The following is a 16,853-nucleotide window of genomic DNA, read 5'->3' on the forward strand; positions in this document are numbered from 1 at the left end:
AATAAAAATAGACAACAAATATCCTAAATTTTAATGACAATATAATCAAAATTAAACTTAAAGCATCAAGTTGACATATAATGAAACTACTATAATAGACTATTTACTGCTCTAGAAATTCTATCTAAATCTATTTGCGTTAAATTAGAGCCACTAGGTAAACACAATCCTTTACCAAATAAGGTCTTGCTAAAATCATCTCCAAAATATAAACTGTCCTCAAATATTGGTTGCATATGCATAGGCTTCCATAAAGGTCTTGTCTCAATGTTTTCTGTATCCATAGCTTTTTGAAATTCTGCTTTTGTAAATGGTGCATCTTTATGGATTAATATACAGCTTAACCAAAAATTTGAATAAAAATCTGAATTAGGCTGCTTTTGAACCTCGACACCTTTTATATCTTTAAAAAGATTAGTGTAAAACGCATTCATGTCGCGTCTTAATCCAATGTGTTTATCTAAGACTTCCATTTGTCCACGTCCAATACCTGCCGAAATATTACTCATTCTATAATTGTATCCAATTGTAGAATGCTCATAATGCGGCGCGTTATCTCTTGCTTGGGTTGCATAAAAAATAGTTTTATTTTTATCTTTTTCTGTATTGCAAACCATTGCTCCTCCTCCAGAGGTTGTAATAATTTTGTTACCATTAAAGGATAAAATTGAGAAATCACCAAATGTTCCGCATTGTCTTCCTTTGTATGTAGACCCTAAAGCTTCTGCAGCGTCTTCAACAACAGGTATTTGATATTTATTAGCAACTTTTAATAGTTCATCTATTTTAGATGGCATTCCGTATAAATGTACAATAATAATCGCTTTTGGCTTTACTCCATTAGCTAATCTATCTTTGATAGCTATTTCTAAATGCTTTGGACACATATTCCAAGTCTCTGGTTCACTATCTACAAAAACCGGAATTGCACCTTGATAAGCTATTGGGTTGGATGATCCACAAAAAGTAAAGGTTTGACAAATCACCTCATCGTTTAATACGACACCAAGTTGTACTAGAGCTAAATGTATTGCTGCTGTACCAGAAGATAAGCAAGCTACTTTTTTATTTTCTCCTAAATATGTTTCTAAGTCTTTTTCAAAACCATTGACGTTGGGTCCTAATGGTGCTACCCAATTAGTATCAAACGCTTCTTTTATATAATTCTGCTCCGTGCCTCCCATGTGCGGAGAGGATAGCCATATTTTTGTGTTCATTTTCTAAAAATTATTTTAACAACTGTTTTTAATATGATTTTAATATCACCAATAAAGGACTGCGTATAATAGTACTCTAAATTAAGTCTTAATTTATCGGGATATATAACAGAATCATTATAATGTTTTGGGTTATCACTCTTTAATAAAATTTGTTCTTCGTTAATATATTTTAAAGTTGCTGAACTGGTTAAACCTGGTTTTAATTCTAATATTTTATTGAACTCACCTGTTAGTTTATCCAAATATATTGGTAATTCTGGCCTTGGTCCAACAAAACTCATATCACCTAAGAGAATATTAATTATCTGTGGAATTTCGTCTAATTTATATTTTCTTAAAAAAAAACCCACTTTATTAATTTTGTTAGTCTTTAAACAGAAAGTTTGCAGTTTATAAATAGTAAATAATTCACCCTTTTGACCTAACCTTTTTTGTTTAAAAATACCTGTTCCTCCATTATATGTTTTTGCTATAATTATTAAAAAAAATAATGGTAGTAACAAGACTACAAGTAACATTAAAGATAATAATTTGTCAAAAAAAGCTTTCATTTTTTATGCTCTATACAATGGGAAAAAGCCACCACTTGTATCTTTATTTTTTATTTCAACTAAATTGTCATAGACTTCTTGGTCTGATATAAATTGCCAAATTTTATAATTAAAATTTAAATCTGAAAAACCTGCTTTAAATTTGTAAAGTGAGTCTGCATCACTACCTCCAACACCACCTCCAAGATGTAAGTAATCTAAATCTAAGGTGTTTCCCAATAATCTTGCCTCGTCTAAAATTAACTTCATTGGTGTATCTTTAGAAAACTCAGCTTTTGTTCCAGCCAAATGATATTGCATTACTTTATTTGTTACTGTAAAAATAGCCCCAGCTGTAATTATATCGTCTTTTTTAGCTAAAAGTAATTTAGCTTCAAAGGAATCGTTTTTTAAAAATGAATAGAAATAGTCTTTGGTAAAGAAGTAATTATCCGAAGCATTTACCCTTTTCATGGTATCACTATAGATTTCAATAAATTCATCTATTTCCTCATTAGTAGTGGCTTCAATGACCAAGAAATTATTTTTTTTAAGCTTATTTATTTCATATTTATTAGACTTTCTATATTTCTGTCTTTGTATATCAATAGGTAAATTTAAATCTATTGCTATCGTATTGTTTAAGCTAATTGTTTTACCAAATCCGTCTAGCATTTTATGGTTTTCAAAGATTGGATGTAATCTAGAAAAACAGGATACAATTTTAGTTTGTTTAAAAAAGGATAATACATTGTTGTGAAACATGTCTAGAAGAGCCTTACTAACTTGATCAAAAGCGATATTAGAGATTGGTCCTGCATAGCCATACACCGATGTACAGTCTTTAAAATCTGATTCTGGAATATCCCTAATAATAATTGGCAAAGCAATGTATGCGTCATCTAAAGATTGCACCAATAATATAGGTTCTCCTTCTGTCTCTAATACATTATAGGCAAGGGTATGATAAAAATCATAATTTACACTATTAGTAATTATATTAGACCATTCTTGGCTTTCGCTTAGTTTGATTATTCTAATACTATTCATTACTGAAATAACAATTTAATTTATTTATTATATGATTAATATCCTGTGTATTATATCTGTAATCTAAATGTAAAAAAAGGACTCTATCTTCAATTTCTATATCTCTTTTTGTACGTTGGCCAGGCCATAATACTGCCGGATATATTTTATTACTTATTAAATAGGATTTAAGATTGTCTCTATTATTTTTTGACTTTAATTGTAATACTAATCCGGCCCCAAGTCTAACTTTTTGGATATTTAAAACTATGTCTTGATTAATATTTAAATTACTTAAAACTTGATTAATATTTTCTTTTTTTGCTTTAAGTATTTTGGTAATATCTAAATTTTGTAAAATTACCTTAGCTGTTTTAGGTATTTTAGCACTTTTTAATTTGCCCTCCAAGTTTTCTTCACTTTCAATAAATATCCCTCTGTAGGTGTCTTTATCATTAGATAAACCTTCTAAATATCTTTTTTTTAAATACATTGCTGTCAATTTTTTGATAGCTATACTATTTGCTATACGACTTTGTTTTCCCTTAGGTAATTTAAAACCATCAGAGCTTGCTAAAAAGCCACCAGAAGGTATTGGCAGCTCCTTACGTAGAGAACCAAAAATAAAGTCAGCAGTACTAGTCTTTATGGCTTGTAAATTATGAGTTAAATCATCAACTAAAACTGCTTTTTTGATTGCTGGAAACAGGTGATGTTTTAATCCAAAAAAATCTACATTAATAATTACAGACGTAGGACTATCAATAATATTAAAGTCTTTATCTAGTGTGTCTAAAAAGGGATTAAAATCATAAATCTTAACGTCTATAGTTAAATTTTGTATAAACTTTACGACCTCTTGACAATAGTAACTAGGAAAATATACTATTTTCCAATTATGCTTTTTAATGCCTTGCTTTAGCAAGGCATAAAGCGCTGTTCTGCCAGATAAAAATAAGGTTGTGTTTTTTAAGAAAAAATTTTGGTTATTGGTTTGCCACTTGGACTCAGTGCAAAGATGGAAATCTGAACCAAATTCTTTATTTTTCATTTAAAACTAATTAATATAATAAACCCCTTTTTTAATAACAAAACTTAGAGTAGTACTACTTTTTATCAAATCTTTTATTAAACTTATCTCTAGTAACACCAACCATGATTCTGTTATGAAATTTACCATGAACAAAGACGTCATCGATTAGTAAACCTTCTTCCTCAAAACCTGCTCTTAAATCCATTTTTACTGCACCTTTATTGAAGTCCAATATGAAGCCATATTGTCTATTAAATCCTAGTTCATTAAAACCGTAATCTAATAAATAATGTACAACCTCTGTACCGTATCTTTTACCCCAAGCTTCAGTATCACCAATTGCTATAAAAGGTTCTGCTTTACGGTTTAACCAATCAATATTTACATAACCAGCAAACCCTATTGCTTTACCTGTTTCTTTTTCCACTAACATTAGGTCACGTCTAGAGTTGTCTTGTACAACTCTTTCATACCAGGCTTCTGTTTCTTTTAAAGACAGTGGGAATTGAACAAATAGTGTATCTCTCACTATTTTGTTATTTAGCCATTCAACTCTAAGCGGTAAGTCTTCTTTTTCTAGTGCTTTAAATAAAATTCTTTCTGATTCCATAGTTATATAATTGCTCCGTTTAAATCTATGTTAGCTCCATTTAAGTAAGAAGTATCTTTAATATAATTTATCGTTTTAATTATATCTTCTGGGTTACCAAATGATTTAGTAGGAATTTTCTCCATTATGATTTTTTTGTAATCAGCAGGCATATCTAGCCCCATTCCAATTTCAAAATAACCTAAATTTATATTATTTATGGTAATATTTTTTGTTGCATTTTCTATAGCAATTGCTTTAGTCATTCCCCATAAAGCTGACTTAGATGCTGCATAAGCGCTTGTACCATGCACCCCCATTTGTGCTACAACAGAAGAAAAATTGATAATTCTACCAAATCCATCTTGCCTCATGTAAGGAAGTAAGTTTCTAATTATATTAAATGTTCCTTTAAGGTTAACATCCACAACACTTTCCCATAAATCTATATCAGATTTATGAGCAAATGAACTATATGAAGTACCTGAACAAGAGATTAAAACTACATTTGATAATTTATCCTTAATACTTTCTACAAATTGCTCAACTTCTAATTTATTTGATATATCTAATTTATATAAACCTTCTACTTTTGATGAATGGTATGTACCAATTACATCAAATCCTTGAGATTTATAAGATTCGTATAAAAATTTTCCAATTCCTTTTGATGCTCCTGTAATTATAATCATATTATATCCATTTAATTATTGCTGCTCCATACGTCCAACCACTTCCTACTGCTGCAAAAAGTAAATAATCTCCACTTTTTACTTTACCAGATCTTATGGTTTCGTCTAATACTATTGGTATTGTACCACCTGACGTGTTAGCATATTTATCCATGTTAGTCATTACTTTTTCAAAAGGGAGACCAATAATATCTGCTGTTTTTTTCAAAATACCAATACTTGGTTGATGAGGAATCATGTATTTAATGTCATTAATTGACAAGTTAGATTGTGCTAAAACATCATTTATAACCATTGGTAACACCTTTGTTGCTGTATCAAATACTGCTTTACCATTCATCTGAAAATAATGAAGACCTTCTTCAAGAGTTTTTTTAGAAGTTGGTGTTTGAGAACCTCCAGCTGGAATAGTGAAATTGTCTTTTCCAGAACCATCTGATCCTAATTTAAATGCTAAAAACCCTTCAGAATCATTAGCGTTAGATATAACTGCTGCGCCTGCACCATCACCAAAAAACACACAGTCTCTTCTTGTCCAATCTGTGATTTTAGAAAATGTATCTGCTCCAATAATTAATACATTATTATAAACTCCGCTTGCTACAAATTGACTAACTACAGACATACCATATAAAAACCCAGAACATACTGCGGATATATCAAAAGCAACTGCGTTATAAGCCTTTATTTTGTCCTGTACTATACATGCTGTAGATGGTGCTAATCTATCAGGAGTAGATGTAGCGACAACAATTAACTCAATATCGTCTACCGTTAAACCAGCAGCTTCGATAGCTTTTAAACCTGCTTTTGCTGCTAAATCACTTGTTGCTTCATCATCAGCAGCTATGTGACGTTCTTTAATTCCTAAATTTTTATATATCCAATCAGACTTTGTGTCTACAATAGTTTCTAAAAATTCGTTAGTATAAATTTTATCTGGGGTATAAGACCCTGTTCCTTTTATTTTTGCTCTTCTTACTAATTTACTCATAAATTTTTATACTATTTATTAAAACCTAAATCATCGACATCCGTTACATCTTGTCCAGAAACAATACCTTCTGATGATATTATTTTTTTAATGGTTAAAAACACAATTTTTATATCTAACACAAAGGTAAGATTTTCTACATACCAAGTATCATTTATAAAACGCTGACTAAATTTCATTAAGTTTCTACCTTTAACTTGAGACAATCCTGTAATCCCTGGTCTAACTAGATGTCTTTTTTTTTGTTCGTCTGTATATAACTCTAAATAATGTGGTAGTAAAGGTCTAGGACCAATAATACTCATATCTCCTTTTATTACATTTATTAACTGTGGTAACTCATCCAAGGATGTTTTTCTTACAAATTTACCTAAATTAGTTAAGCGGTCAACATCCGGTAATAACACTCCGTTTTTATCTTTGTCCTCTGTCATCGTTTTAAACTTAATAATATTAAAAAGTTTACCATTTTTACCAGGTCTAGTCTGGAAAAAAAAAGGATTTCCTTTATTTACATATGCCAATGACAAGTAGACAATAATAAATATTGGGCTAAAAACTAATAAGCATAGTAATGCTGCTATAAAATCAAAAAATGGTTTAAAGACGTTTTTGTACATTCTATTTTTTTGTATTTTCAATAACTTTAACTACTTGTGGCACTAGGATAGACTTATCGTATTTAGTCTCTGCTAACTGTCTAGAGTTAATAGAAAACGTATTATATAAATCTATATCTTTCTGTAAAACCTGTATTTTTTCAACTAATTGCTGTGGACTTGTAATGTCAGCATAAAAACCACAATTATTATCCTCTACCATGGTTTTAGTCCAACCTGCAGAATTAACTATTATTGGTTTACCTGCAGATAAAGAATCAAATAATTTGTTAGGTGAATTAGTTTTTAAAATTTCAATATTAGCGAAACTAACAAGTGACACGTCACATGCATTTACAATTTCTGACACTTCAATCAATGCTTTTGTGCCTAAAAATTTTACATTATCTAATGCGTTGTCTTGTACATATTTTTTAAAGGTTTCAAATAAAACACCTTCACCTAAAAACACAAAATTAATGGTCGTTATATTGTTGTCTTTTGCATATTTTGCTGCTTCAAAAAGGTGTTCTAAACCGTTAGCCCTACCCATTGCTCCAAAATGAATACAATTAAACTTTTGCGGATTTAAACCTAAGTTTGTTTTTTGCTGGTCTGATACTGTTCTAGGAAAAAACTCATGAATCTTAGACATGTTTGGTATCATGCTAACTTTTGTGCGGTCTTTAATAAACTTTAACACGCCTTTTTCCATGCCTGGTGATAATGCAATAATATGGCTAGCATTTTTATATATTGTTTTTTCAAACCCTACAGCTAATTTTATTAACAGTTTGTTTTTTAAAGCACCCATTTGGATTGGCACTTCAGGCCATAAATCTCTAACTTCAAAAGTATATGGAATCTTTTTAAACCATTTACCTATTAATGCAGGAAATCCAACTGTTAAAGGTGTCGATGTTGCAAAAACAGCATCTACATTTTTTTCTTTTAATAAGTAATAACTTGACATAAACATAAATGACAAGAAAGACTTAATTCTAGCTATGATTGATAAGTTGTTAGAGTATGGTACGTTTAAGTATAATACTTTAATCCCATCAACAATTTCGTGTTTTTTTGAAGTATGCATGTTGTTTTTAGTACTTATAACTAAAACATCATGATTTTTCTTAATTAACTCTTTGGCTATCCAATATGATCTAGTACCTCCAGACTCTGTTGGTTTTCTAAAATATTGATGTATGTAAACTATTTTCATTTCTGTAAACTTTGTTCTCTATCGTAGTTAATAAATAGTACAGACACAAACATGATTACCATTGTATTAACACTTGAAAGTAAATTCCCCGAGAATAATGATGCGAAAATAAGACTAAATATTATGAAATTAGAATACTTAGTAGAACTTGTACAAAGATTTTTGAAGAACGAAACATATGCAACAATGCCACCAAGCCCAAAAAAGAGTATTAAATCAAATAATTCTAACTCAACTCGACTATTTGCAAATTTTGGTCCTCCAAATATATAATTTAAAACACCCCAATTATCATTAATATAAGGAATAAAATACTTTTGTAAAAGTACATTCCTATAAGAAGTGAAAGATGTAAAAAAGCCTTCTTCTGAATACAATCTTACAAATAAAGAAAACTGTTTAGTAAAAATATCTACAATTATATGTCTAAATAAAAAGGTAATAATTAAAATACTTGCTAAAAAATAATAAGTTCCTCTTTTTTTTAGCAACTTGATATTGTCAATAAAAAAATATAGAAAAAATATTAAAGATAGAAATGATGCTTTTTTTGTCCCAATTATAAATGAAGTAACAAAAAGTAAAAGTAACACTCCTCCTAAAAACGCGTTACTATTTTTAAGGTATAAATAATAAGCCATACATATAGCTATAAAATAAATATAACCAGCTTCACTATGATATAATAACAACCCTTGAAACCCAAACCTAGTTCCTCCAAAAAAATAAGATTTAAAAATATTTAAGCTAAAAAAATAGCCTATCAATATTGCCACAGAATTTAATGCCATAAACCAAATGAAAAATTTTATTTGGTAATTTAAAACCCTTAAAATTATCGTTTTATTAAACATATAAACAAATAATAATGCAAATACACTATTTAAAAAATAGTGTCCATTAAATAAAATATTTGCTTGATTTAATGTAGAAGAGAAGGATAATTGACTAACTAAAAACGAAATAGATAGTAAAATTATTGGAGTTAAAAACTTGTAATCAACTTTATATTGATGGTAAGAGATGTAAGCACTAATTATAATTAATATTTTAAAAACAATACCATATCTATAATATGTAAGATTGGCTATATCATAAGATACAAATAATTTTATAATAAAATCGTATGTCAAAAAAAACAGCAAACTATTTTTTAATAGAAAGTTTTTATTATAAATTTTGTCCGTTATTTTACCCATTATAGATACTTACATGTTTATTTCCGAAACTTTCCCATGACAGATTTTGAGAAACTTTAATAACATTATTCTTATAGTGGTTAATTTCATTATTAACAAGTAAACAGGCGTCAGCAAAGTCCTTAGCATTATGCTTTTTTGCTACCTGACCTACTTTATTAATATTTACATACATTTCTAGTTGTCCTTTGGGAGGTACTACTACAGGTACACCGTAGGATCTGGCATCACTTACAGGTCCGCTAGCAGAAGGGAAACTATCACTATGTGTTGATAAAAAAATATCTGAAGCCTTAAAATTATCTTCATATTCTTTTAAACTCAAATATTTAAATGTTCTGGTTACTCTGCTTTCTATTTTAGCCTCTTTTATTAGGCTTTCAATCTCTTCTAACTTATAATCAGATAAACTTCCTGCTATAACAAAATGAAAATTATCTGGTAATTGTTTAATAGTTTGAATTGCAACCTCTATTTTTTTGTCACGTCTTATCATTCCTAAAAATGATATAATAGTTTTATCTAAAGGTACTCCAAGTTCTGCTTTAAGGTTGTCTTTATCAATTTCTGTATACGCATTACTTGGGTAATCAATACCAGAAATTTTGTTTTTTAATTTTGGAAATGCCAAAACTAATCTATCCTTAATCCACTCTCCATGACATACAACATGGGCTGTTTTACTAAAACTTTTGTTTAGCATAGTTTTAATTAGATACTTGTAAACCGATCCAATTGTAAAAGATTGCAAATTAAAATCTGAAGCATGTAATGTGTAAACTAATCTTACATGCTTTTTTTTTAGTTTTTTAGCTAAATACCAATACGATATATATTCTGAATCAAGAATATGGACAACATCATAGTTTTTAATTTTTAAATGTTTTAGTAAATCTTTGTGAAATTTAATACCATTAAAAACCCTGTCGAAACCCCTTTTAACTATACCCAATTTACCATACTTAGCATAGTTTTGCCTTGATAATTTAGAGAAGGTTAAATCACTTTTATGTATGCTGTTTACATCAATATCCGTGTCTCCTAAAATAGCATCTTTGGGTACAAAAATATCTGTATCAATATCCTTTAAGTTTTTATGTATATTGTTTAAATACACTGTCCCATGACCTGAGTTACTTACACTACCGCTTACTAATAAGACTTTCATGTTTTACTTTTTTTGATTGAATAATAATGACTAACAAACAATAATATAAAAAATATTTTGCGGATGTCAAACCTGAAGACACATTAAAGGGAACAAAATAGAATATTGAAAAATATACTAAAACATTGTTTTTATGATTGTAAATAGTCTGTATAAAAAGATATATAATAAATATAAAAAATAGACTTCCAAGAAGATAACCTGAGGTTACGAAATATTCAAGAAAAAAATTATGTGGTAACAATGAATCTTTATTTGGAGAAAAAGAAAGGTTGGGTAAAAAATTAATTTCTTGAATCAAATTTTTATAAATGTCAAATCTTACTTGTACACTCGCACCTCCATTAGATTTAATTGCATAAGTCATACGTATTAGTGTTGCTATATTTTTTTCATGAGCAAACAATTCAATTTTTTTAAAAATATAATCCCAATTTAAAAATATAATTAAACCTACTATAGTAGCGTACATAACGCTTTTAAAGTTAGATACTAACAAGTACACCATTAAAGTAAATACTAGCCCTACAAGTGCTTGTCTAGAGCCTGATAAAAGCAATAAAAAGAAAATTATAGAAATAAAAATCCATTTATACCATTTAGATTTAAGACCAAAAAGTAAAATTGTTAAACCCGCCAAGATATTACCTACATGCTGATATCTATTACTATTTATTAAACCATTAGAATGTAGAAAAAATATAAAAAGCCCAAGTATAAAGTAGGACAATAATAAATTTTTATATGTGGTTTGTAAATCATGTTTATCTACTTCACAATAAAAAATATAACTCATTGGTATAAAAAATAAAGCAAGATACATAGCTGATTTAACTCTAACTAAAAAATCAAAATCAATTAGACCTCCAGCAAATAATAAAAGTGCAAATGATATTAATAAAAAGTAAAAGATTAAAGCTTTAAGTTTTATTTTAAAATTTCTATTAAAAAAAAGATAGGCAATAAAAAAAGCTAAAGGTACAATATAAAGTAAAAAACTAAATCTAAATGAAAATGAATACAAGAAGAATGTCAAAATGAAGATTATAACAAAAGACTTCCTAAAAAGGTTTTCGCTAAGAAATTTAAAGAACTTCATTTTTCCTCTTCTTTATAACGTTAGAAATAATAATTAATAATTCTGGTTGTTGATTAAAATACCAAATCACTAATAAAACAATTGCAATTAAGGCAAATAAAGAGTTTAGATAAACATTATTAACCATTAAAATTAAACTAATTGTAATACTAAAAATTAGTATTGGTTTAAAGATATATTTAAACCATTCAAACGGTTTTTTTACAATAATCTTAGCTGTAATAATATTAAACATTAAAGTTATAATTAATCCAATATTACCAATAATTACACCGTATAAACCATAAGATTGACCAAATAAATAAATACTAAATAATGCTAGAAAAGAACCTGTCAACTGCCAAATCCCAATATACTTTGTCTTTTTAATTGCCATAAGTGTGTAAAACCCTGGAATACTTAAAGAATTAAATGCATATATAAAAATAGCTAATTTGAAAGCTAAAATAGAATCTGGATAGATATCTAAATTAATATTCATAATATTTTCTAATAACACCTTATAAATGATTAGCATTAAAAGGGATGCAAAGAATATCAAGAAAGTATTAAATTGGATAGCGTGTTTATACTCATTTACAAATTCTTCCTTTTTTGTTTTAACTTTGGTCCAAAGCTCTGTAAGCCTCGGAATTATTGGTTGTAACCCAACAGTTGCAATTGAACTAATATAACTAGTGATAGAAATTATTGCTGCATAAATACCTAGTATTTCTGGTGTTGTTATTTTACCTATGATTATTTTATCAAATTGGGTAAAAATAACACTTCCGAAATAACCTACCCAAGTTGTTCCAGAATAACTTATAATGTTTTTTGTAGTTTGATAATCAAATTTGGGTTTTATTTTAAAAATATTTAACTTTTTTGAGGCTAAATAAATGTAAGTCAATAAGGTTAAAATACTAATTGAAAACATGTAAAATGTAAGTGTTACAAAGTCTTCTTCTAAAAAACTAAAAACCAATAACCCAATATTTATAACAAAAATATTAATAAATTTAATAATGTTAACTGTCAAAAATTGATTGTAAGCTTGCATAATACCTGAAAACAAATGTTGAATTAACATTATTGAAGAGTATAAACCAATCCATCTTAAGGCAATAATAATATCATCACTGACTATACTATTATTTAAAAAAACATGTGCTATTTCTGTAGTAAAAAACAAAAAAGATATCGCTACAATTGCACTAAGCAAAACATTAATTATAAGTAAAATGGGTATCACTGTTTTAGTTTTATGCTCTACCTCCTCCTTAGTTTCCAGAGCATTAATTTCTGAAACAAAGTGCATTGTTGTAGAAGCAATACCGACATCAAGCATTAAGGCTATGTTACCAATAGAAGTAATTAGAGCCCAAACACCAAATTTTTCCACACCCATATAATTAACCATCAATGGGATGGTTAAAAGAAACAGAATAGCTCTACCTGCTCCCCCAAATATATTATATAGATTATTTTTAATACTCATTATTTAATTTTTGAAAATTTGAAACGTAATAATAATACAATGAATTAAAGGCTGAAAAAAATATAATCCCGTTTAATCTTTCAAAAAATGTCTCTGTTAAAAACACCACCATTAATAGGGTTAAAACAAAGAAATAAGCATAATTTTTAGTTTTTATGGACAAAATCATATTGTTAATTATTAAAACTAAAAATGCAAAAAGAGTTACTAAACCGCCCGATAGTAATAGATAAAAATAGTTATTATGTGTGTTTAAATTATTATAATATAACCCCATAAACTCCATATCCAAATAACAATTACTTAAGTTATAACTTACATCTCCAATTCCATAGCCTAAAAATGGATTATTTAAAAACAAATTGGTATTACATTGGTTTATAAAATACCTACCATCTATACCACTTGTAGACACTGTAGCGTCTGTCAACCAAGTATAGACTTTCTCTAGTTGCAGTACTAACCTATAATTTAAAGAAAAATTATTCATCAATAAATAATAAAATCCAACTAAAAACGGAATACATAATAAAAGAAATATAACTCTACCTTTTAGAGTTTTGGTTTTTATAAATATATATACAGGTATAATGATAATATAAGAATATACTACTGCTCTAGAATTAAGCATAAATAAAAACAAACTAAGTGCTATTACAATTACTATAACTAATGCTTTGTAAGCCTTTTTACTTACAGAATAACAAGACTCAATCAATAATATTATACTAGTCAATATAAACGCGCTAATATACGTTGGATGCCAATCCTTATAAGTGCCTGTATTAATTATTGATCTAAAATCAAAATTATTAGTAGCGACTTCTAAAATAGAGACGTTTTCAGAAAGCTTAAAACACAAATAAAGAACAGATAATACGTTAGCTAAGACAAATAATTTAGCTAAAATAATTAGTTGTTTTTTTGTAAGATTAATGAAATAAAAAACAATTATTGGAAATAAAATAAACGATAATTGTCTGGTAATAACTTTAAGCCCTGTGTTTTTGTCCGAAGTATAAATTATAGAAACTATTAATAGTAAAAAAAACAAACTATTTATTACCAAGCCTTTTAAAGGGGTATTCTTAATAGAGTTAATTCCTTTTTTAAAATTTAATACGACACTAAAAATAAAAAAAAACAGTATAATTTTAGAGTTTGTTTTAACCTCAAACATCGGGAAAAACATTAATAAACAAATAAGCAGAAAAGAAATTTTCTGCTTATTATTATTAATTTGAAATAAAACTGAATTCATTTATGACACTATTTTATTCTCTATAAAAAACCTCTAATTTAGGCCTACTATCTTCATTTAAATGATTACTGGAGCAAAATCGAATACCTTTATAAGGCTTTTCTTCACTCTCTAGCCTAAATATATATCCATAATTAGGATAGGTTTTATTAATTACATTTTCAACGTAATTAGTAACGTCTATTTTGTAGGATTGCATTTTATCTGTTGGAGCATCTATTAAAATTTGATCAGTTTCGTCTCCTTCTGGTTGATTCTGCCAATTGACGTCTTTATTAATCCAAACTGATTTAGAGCGTTGTATGTAAAACGAATTTTTCTCTCCAAAATGTCCAGGTTCGATTGCTTTCAAATATATAAAAGCTGAATCTATTTTTGCAGTTTGAGGAATTGAAGCAAACCCAAAACGAATTAAAAACCGACTATCATTGTCTATAGTATCTTGAACTGTCAACGATAATAAATGTAATCTCTCTAAATGCGAGTAGTTTCTCTCTTCATATGCCTCGGATATAACTACATCCTTACCCAGAATTTCATCTGGTTGAAAAACTGCTTTTATTGTTTTGTTATTATTACAAGAACAAAACGATAAGATGCTTAGTGAAATTATTATTTTAAAAAACTTCATTTTGTAAAATTTATCTTTGTTTTTCTTGTTCTAAAAAAAATTTAAAGGTTTTTTCTAACCCCTCTTTTAATTCAACAGAGTGTTTCCAACCTAACTCATGCATTTTAGAGCTATCCATTAGCTTTCTAGGCATACCGTCTGGTTTTGTAGTATCTTTAACTATTTGACCTTCAAATCCTGTGATTCCTTTAATTATTTCTGCTAATTCTAAGATTTGAACATCCTCGTCTGAACCAATATTAATATGTTGATTCTCATTGTAGTTATTCATTAAAAATAAGCAAGCACTAGCTGCGTCATCAACATACATAAACTCTCTTTTAGCACTTCCCGTACCCCACATTACTACCTCTGAATCGTTGTTTGTTTTGGCAGTGTGAAATTTTCTTAAAAGAGCTCCTATAACATGAGAATGTGCTGGATCAAAATTATCATTTTCACCATACAAATTAGGTGGCATTGCTGATATAAAGTTTGTCCCATATTGCTTATTATAATACTCGCAAAGTTTAATTCCTGCAATTTTGCCTAAGGCATACCCTTCGTTAGTTGGCTCTAATTTACCATCTAAAAGGTACTCTTCTTTCATAGGTTGTTGAGATAATCTTGGGTATATACAAGAACTACCTAAAAATAGTAATTTAGACACTTTATTTTGGTATGCAGCTTCGATGATATTGGAATTAATCATTAAATTATCATATAAAAACTCAGCTGGCCTTTCAATATTGGCACCAATTCCACCAACTTTTGCAGCAACTAAAAATACATATTCTGGCTTTTCGGTTTTAAAAAAACTATTAACTGCTTCTTGTTTTTTTAAATCTAATTCAAAAGATCTTCTAAAAACAATGTTGTGATAACCTTCTTTTTTTAGTGCTCTTACAATAGCAGAGCCCAACATACCATTATGTCCAGCTACATATATTTTAGCATCTTTATGCATTTGAAAAAGATTTAAGACAACTTATTAAACGGTCTACATGCTCTTTATTGTCTTTAGAATGATTACCTACAAAAAAAGCTTCGTCATGAATGTAGTCAGCATTTTCCAATGAATTATGCACACTATAATCTAAATACTCAACTGCTTTATTTCTCACAAAATTACCTGCAACGACTGGTCTTGCATCAATATTATTTTGATCTAAAAGTTTCACTAATTGGCTTCTCTTACCTTTGTTTTTTCCTTCTAAAATTATTGCAAACCCAAACCAAGAACTGTCCTCTGTTTCTTGTTGAAATCTATATCCTTCTAAGCCATTAATTTGAGATTTAAAATATTTAGCATTTTCACGTCTTTGGTCAATAATACCATCTAATTTCTTTAATTGCTCAACCCCTAAAGCCCCTTCCATTTCGATTGGTCTTAGGTTATATCCTGGCATTATAAAATTGAAGCTTTCGTAAAAAGCATCTTCTTTTTTCTTATATATTTTACTGTCTTTTGGTAGGTTTCTTGTCCAACCATGCGCTCTAATAGATAACATGTAATGATAAAGCTCTTCGTTATCTGTAACTGTCATCCCTCCCTCCATTGTGCAAAGATGATGAGAGTAAAAAGTAGAGTATGTCCCCATTTCTCCAATTGTTCCGGCAGCTTTACCTTTATAAAAAGCTCCCATTGATTCACAATTATCCTCTAAAAGGATTAAATTATGTTTTTTACATATATTATTTAATGTGTCAAAATCATTTGGATTACCAAGTAAATTTACTGCAAAGATAGCTTTAGTATTAGGGGTAATTGCTGCTTCTACTTGAGTAACGTCTATATTTAAAGTTTTTGCATCTATGTCAATAAACTTTAATTTTAAATTATGTTGAGATAAGGGAAAGTAGGTTGTACTCCAAGATACAGCAGGTACTAAAACCTCATCACCAGCGTTAAGTTTTTTTGAATAAACTAAAGCTGCTATTGCTAATAAATTAGCTGATGATCCAGAGTTAGACATCACTGCATATTTTGAATTGAATTTTTTAGCAAAGTCCAGTTCAAAAGCTTTTACTTTTTCTCCCATTGAGAAGAATCCAGATGCTATAACTTCATTTAAAGCTTCAAACTCTTTATTATCCCAAGTATTATCAGATAAGGTATATCTCATTA

At 28.4% G+C, this 16,853-nt stretch carries 17 protein-coding genes; all 17 read right to left on the reverse strand.

Going from position 1 to position 16,853, the window contains the following annotated elements; all coding sequences use genetic code 11:
• Positions 1 to 89 precede the first annotated feature (89 nt).
• Genes ITB9_RS11060 through ITB9_RS11140 form a run of 17 tightly spaced genes read right to left on the reverse strand, consistent with a single transcriptional unit; the run spans position 90 to position 16,851 of the window.
• A complete protein-coding gene (locus ITB9_RS11060) occupies positions 90 to 1,217 on the reverse strand; it encodes a DegT/DnrJ/EryC1/StrS aminotransferase family protein (RefSeq protein ID WP_054852268.1) in 1,128 nt (375 codons plus the stop codon).
• Positions 1,214 to 1,771 (reverse strand): sugar transferase, encoded by a 558-nt coding sequence (locus ITB9_RS11065; RefSeq protein ID WP_054852269.1) that lies wholly within the window; start codon positions 1,769 to 1,771, stop codon positions 1,214 to 1,216. Before ITB9_RS11065 ends, ITB9_RS11060 begins: the two co-directional genes overlap by 4 nt.
• Before the next feature lie 3 nt (positions 1,772 to 1,774).
• The gene (locus ITB9_RS11070) at positions 1,775 to 2,800 is read right to left on the reverse strand and encodes a GNAT family N-acetyltransferase (protein ID WP_054852270.1); all 1,026 of its coding nucleotides are present in this window, start codon (positions 2,798 to 2,800) and stop codon (positions 1,775 to 1,777) included.
• Positions 2,793 to 3,830: a hypothetical protein gene (locus ITB9_RS11075; protein ID WP_054852271.1), complete on the reverse strand. Its 1,038-nt coding sequence runs from the start codon at positions 3,828 to 3,830 to the stop codon at positions 2,793 to 2,795. Before ITB9_RS11075 ends, ITB9_RS11070 begins: the two co-directional genes overlap by 8 nt.
• Positions 3,831 to 3,885: 55 nt before the next feature.
• Entirely contained in the window at positions 3,886 to 4,422 is a 537-nt protein-coding gene (locus tag ITB9_RS11080) for a GNAT family N-acetyltransferase (protein WP_054852272.1), read from the reverse strand.
• A 2-nt stretch (positions 4,423 to 4,424) separates the two neighbouring features.
• The gene (locus ITB9_RS11085) at positions 4,425 to 5,093 is read right to left on the reverse strand and encodes an SDR family NAD(P)-dependent oxidoreductase (protein ID WP_054852273.1); all 669 of its coding nucleotides are present in this window, start codon (positions 5,091 to 5,093) and stop codon (positions 4,425 to 4,427) included.
• Between the two features lies 1 nt (position 5,094).
• Positions 5,095 to 6,087, reverse strand: a complete 993-nt coding sequence (locus ITB9_RS11090) for a beta-ketoacyl-ACP synthase III (RefSeq protein WP_054852274.1) — start codon at positions 6,085 to 6,087, stop codon at positions 5,095 to 5,097.
• A gap of 11 nt (positions 6,088 to 6,098) precedes the next feature.
• Positions 6,099 to 6,707 carry a sugar transferase gene (locus tag ITB9_RS11095; protein ID WP_054852275.1) on the reverse strand — a complete coding sequence of 203 codons (609 nt, stop codon included), beginning with the start codon at positions 6,705 to 6,707 and terminating at the stop codon, positions 6,099 to 6,101.
• A 1-nt stretch (position 6,708) separates the two neighbouring features.
• Entirely contained in the window at positions 6,709 to 7,908 is a 1,200-nt protein-coding gene (locus ITB9_RS11100; RefSeq protein WP_054852276.1) for a glycosyltransferase family 4 protein, read from the reverse strand.
• Positions 7,905 to 9,041 (reverse strand): hypothetical protein, encoded by a 1,137-nt coding sequence (locus ITB9_RS11105; RefSeq protein WP_148638436.1) that lies wholly within the window; start codon positions 9,039 to 9,041, stop codon positions 7,905 to 7,907. The genes ITB9_RS11100 and ITB9_RS11105 overlap by 4 nt, the downstream gene beginning before the upstream one ends.
• 58 nt (positions 9,042 to 9,099) lie before the next feature.
• The gene (locus tag ITB9_RS11110; RefSeq protein ID WP_054852278.1) at positions 9,100 to 10,275 is read right to left on the reverse strand and encodes a glycosyltransferase family 4 protein; all 1,176 of its coding nucleotides are present in this window, start codon (positions 10,273 to 10,275) and stop codon (positions 9,100 to 9,102) included.
• Positions 10,250 to 11,374, reverse strand: coding sequence for a hypothetical protein (locus tag ITB9_RS11115; RefSeq protein WP_187294267.1), 1,125 nt, complete (start codon positions 11,372 to 11,374; stop codon positions 10,250 to 10,252). Before ITB9_RS11115 ends, ITB9_RS11110 begins: the two co-directional genes overlap by 26 nt.
• Positions 11,361 to 12,854, reverse strand: a complete 1,494-nt coding sequence (locus ITB9_RS11120; RefSeq protein ID WP_054852280.1) for an oligosaccharide flippase family protein — start codon at positions 12,852 to 12,854, stop codon at positions 11,361 to 11,363. Before ITB9_RS11120 ends, ITB9_RS11115 begins: the two co-directional genes overlap by 14 nt.
• A complete protein-coding gene (locus ITB9_RS11125; protein WP_082396173.1) occupies positions 12,844 to 14,115 on the reverse strand; it encodes an O-antigen ligase in 1,272 nt (423 codons plus the stop codon). Before ITB9_RS11125 ends, ITB9_RS11120 begins: the two co-directional genes overlap by 11 nt.
• Positions 14,116 to 14,128: 13 nt before the next feature.
• Positions 14,129 to 14,746 (reverse strand): DNRLRE domain-containing protein, encoded by a 618-nt coding sequence (locus tag ITB9_RS11130; RefSeq protein ID WP_054852282.1) that lies wholly within the window; start codon positions 14,744 to 14,746, stop codon positions 14,129 to 14,131.
• Positions 14,747 to 14,756: 10 nt separating this feature from the next.
• Positions 14,757 to 15,692, reverse strand: coding sequence for a GDP-L-fucose synthase (locus ITB9_RS11135; RefSeq protein WP_054852283.1), 936 nt, complete (start codon positions 15,690 to 15,692; stop codon positions 14,757 to 14,759).
• Positions 15,685 to 16,851 carry a DegT/DnrJ/EryC1/StrS aminotransferase family protein gene (locus ITB9_RS11140; RefSeq protein WP_054852284.1) on the reverse strand — a complete coding sequence of 389 codons (1,167 nt, stop codon included), beginning with the start codon at positions 16,849 to 16,851 and terminating at the stop codon, positions 15,685 to 15,687. Before ITB9_RS11140 ends, ITB9_RS11135 begins: the two co-directional genes overlap by 8 nt.
• Positions 16,852 to 16,853: the final 2 nt, after the last annotated feature.

Origin of the sequence: Olleya sp. ITB9, assembly GCF_001315805.1 — a bacterium.
Classification (GTDB): Bacteria; Bacteroidota; Bacteroidia; order Flavobacteriales; family Flavobacteriaceae; genus Olleya; species Olleya sediminilitoris.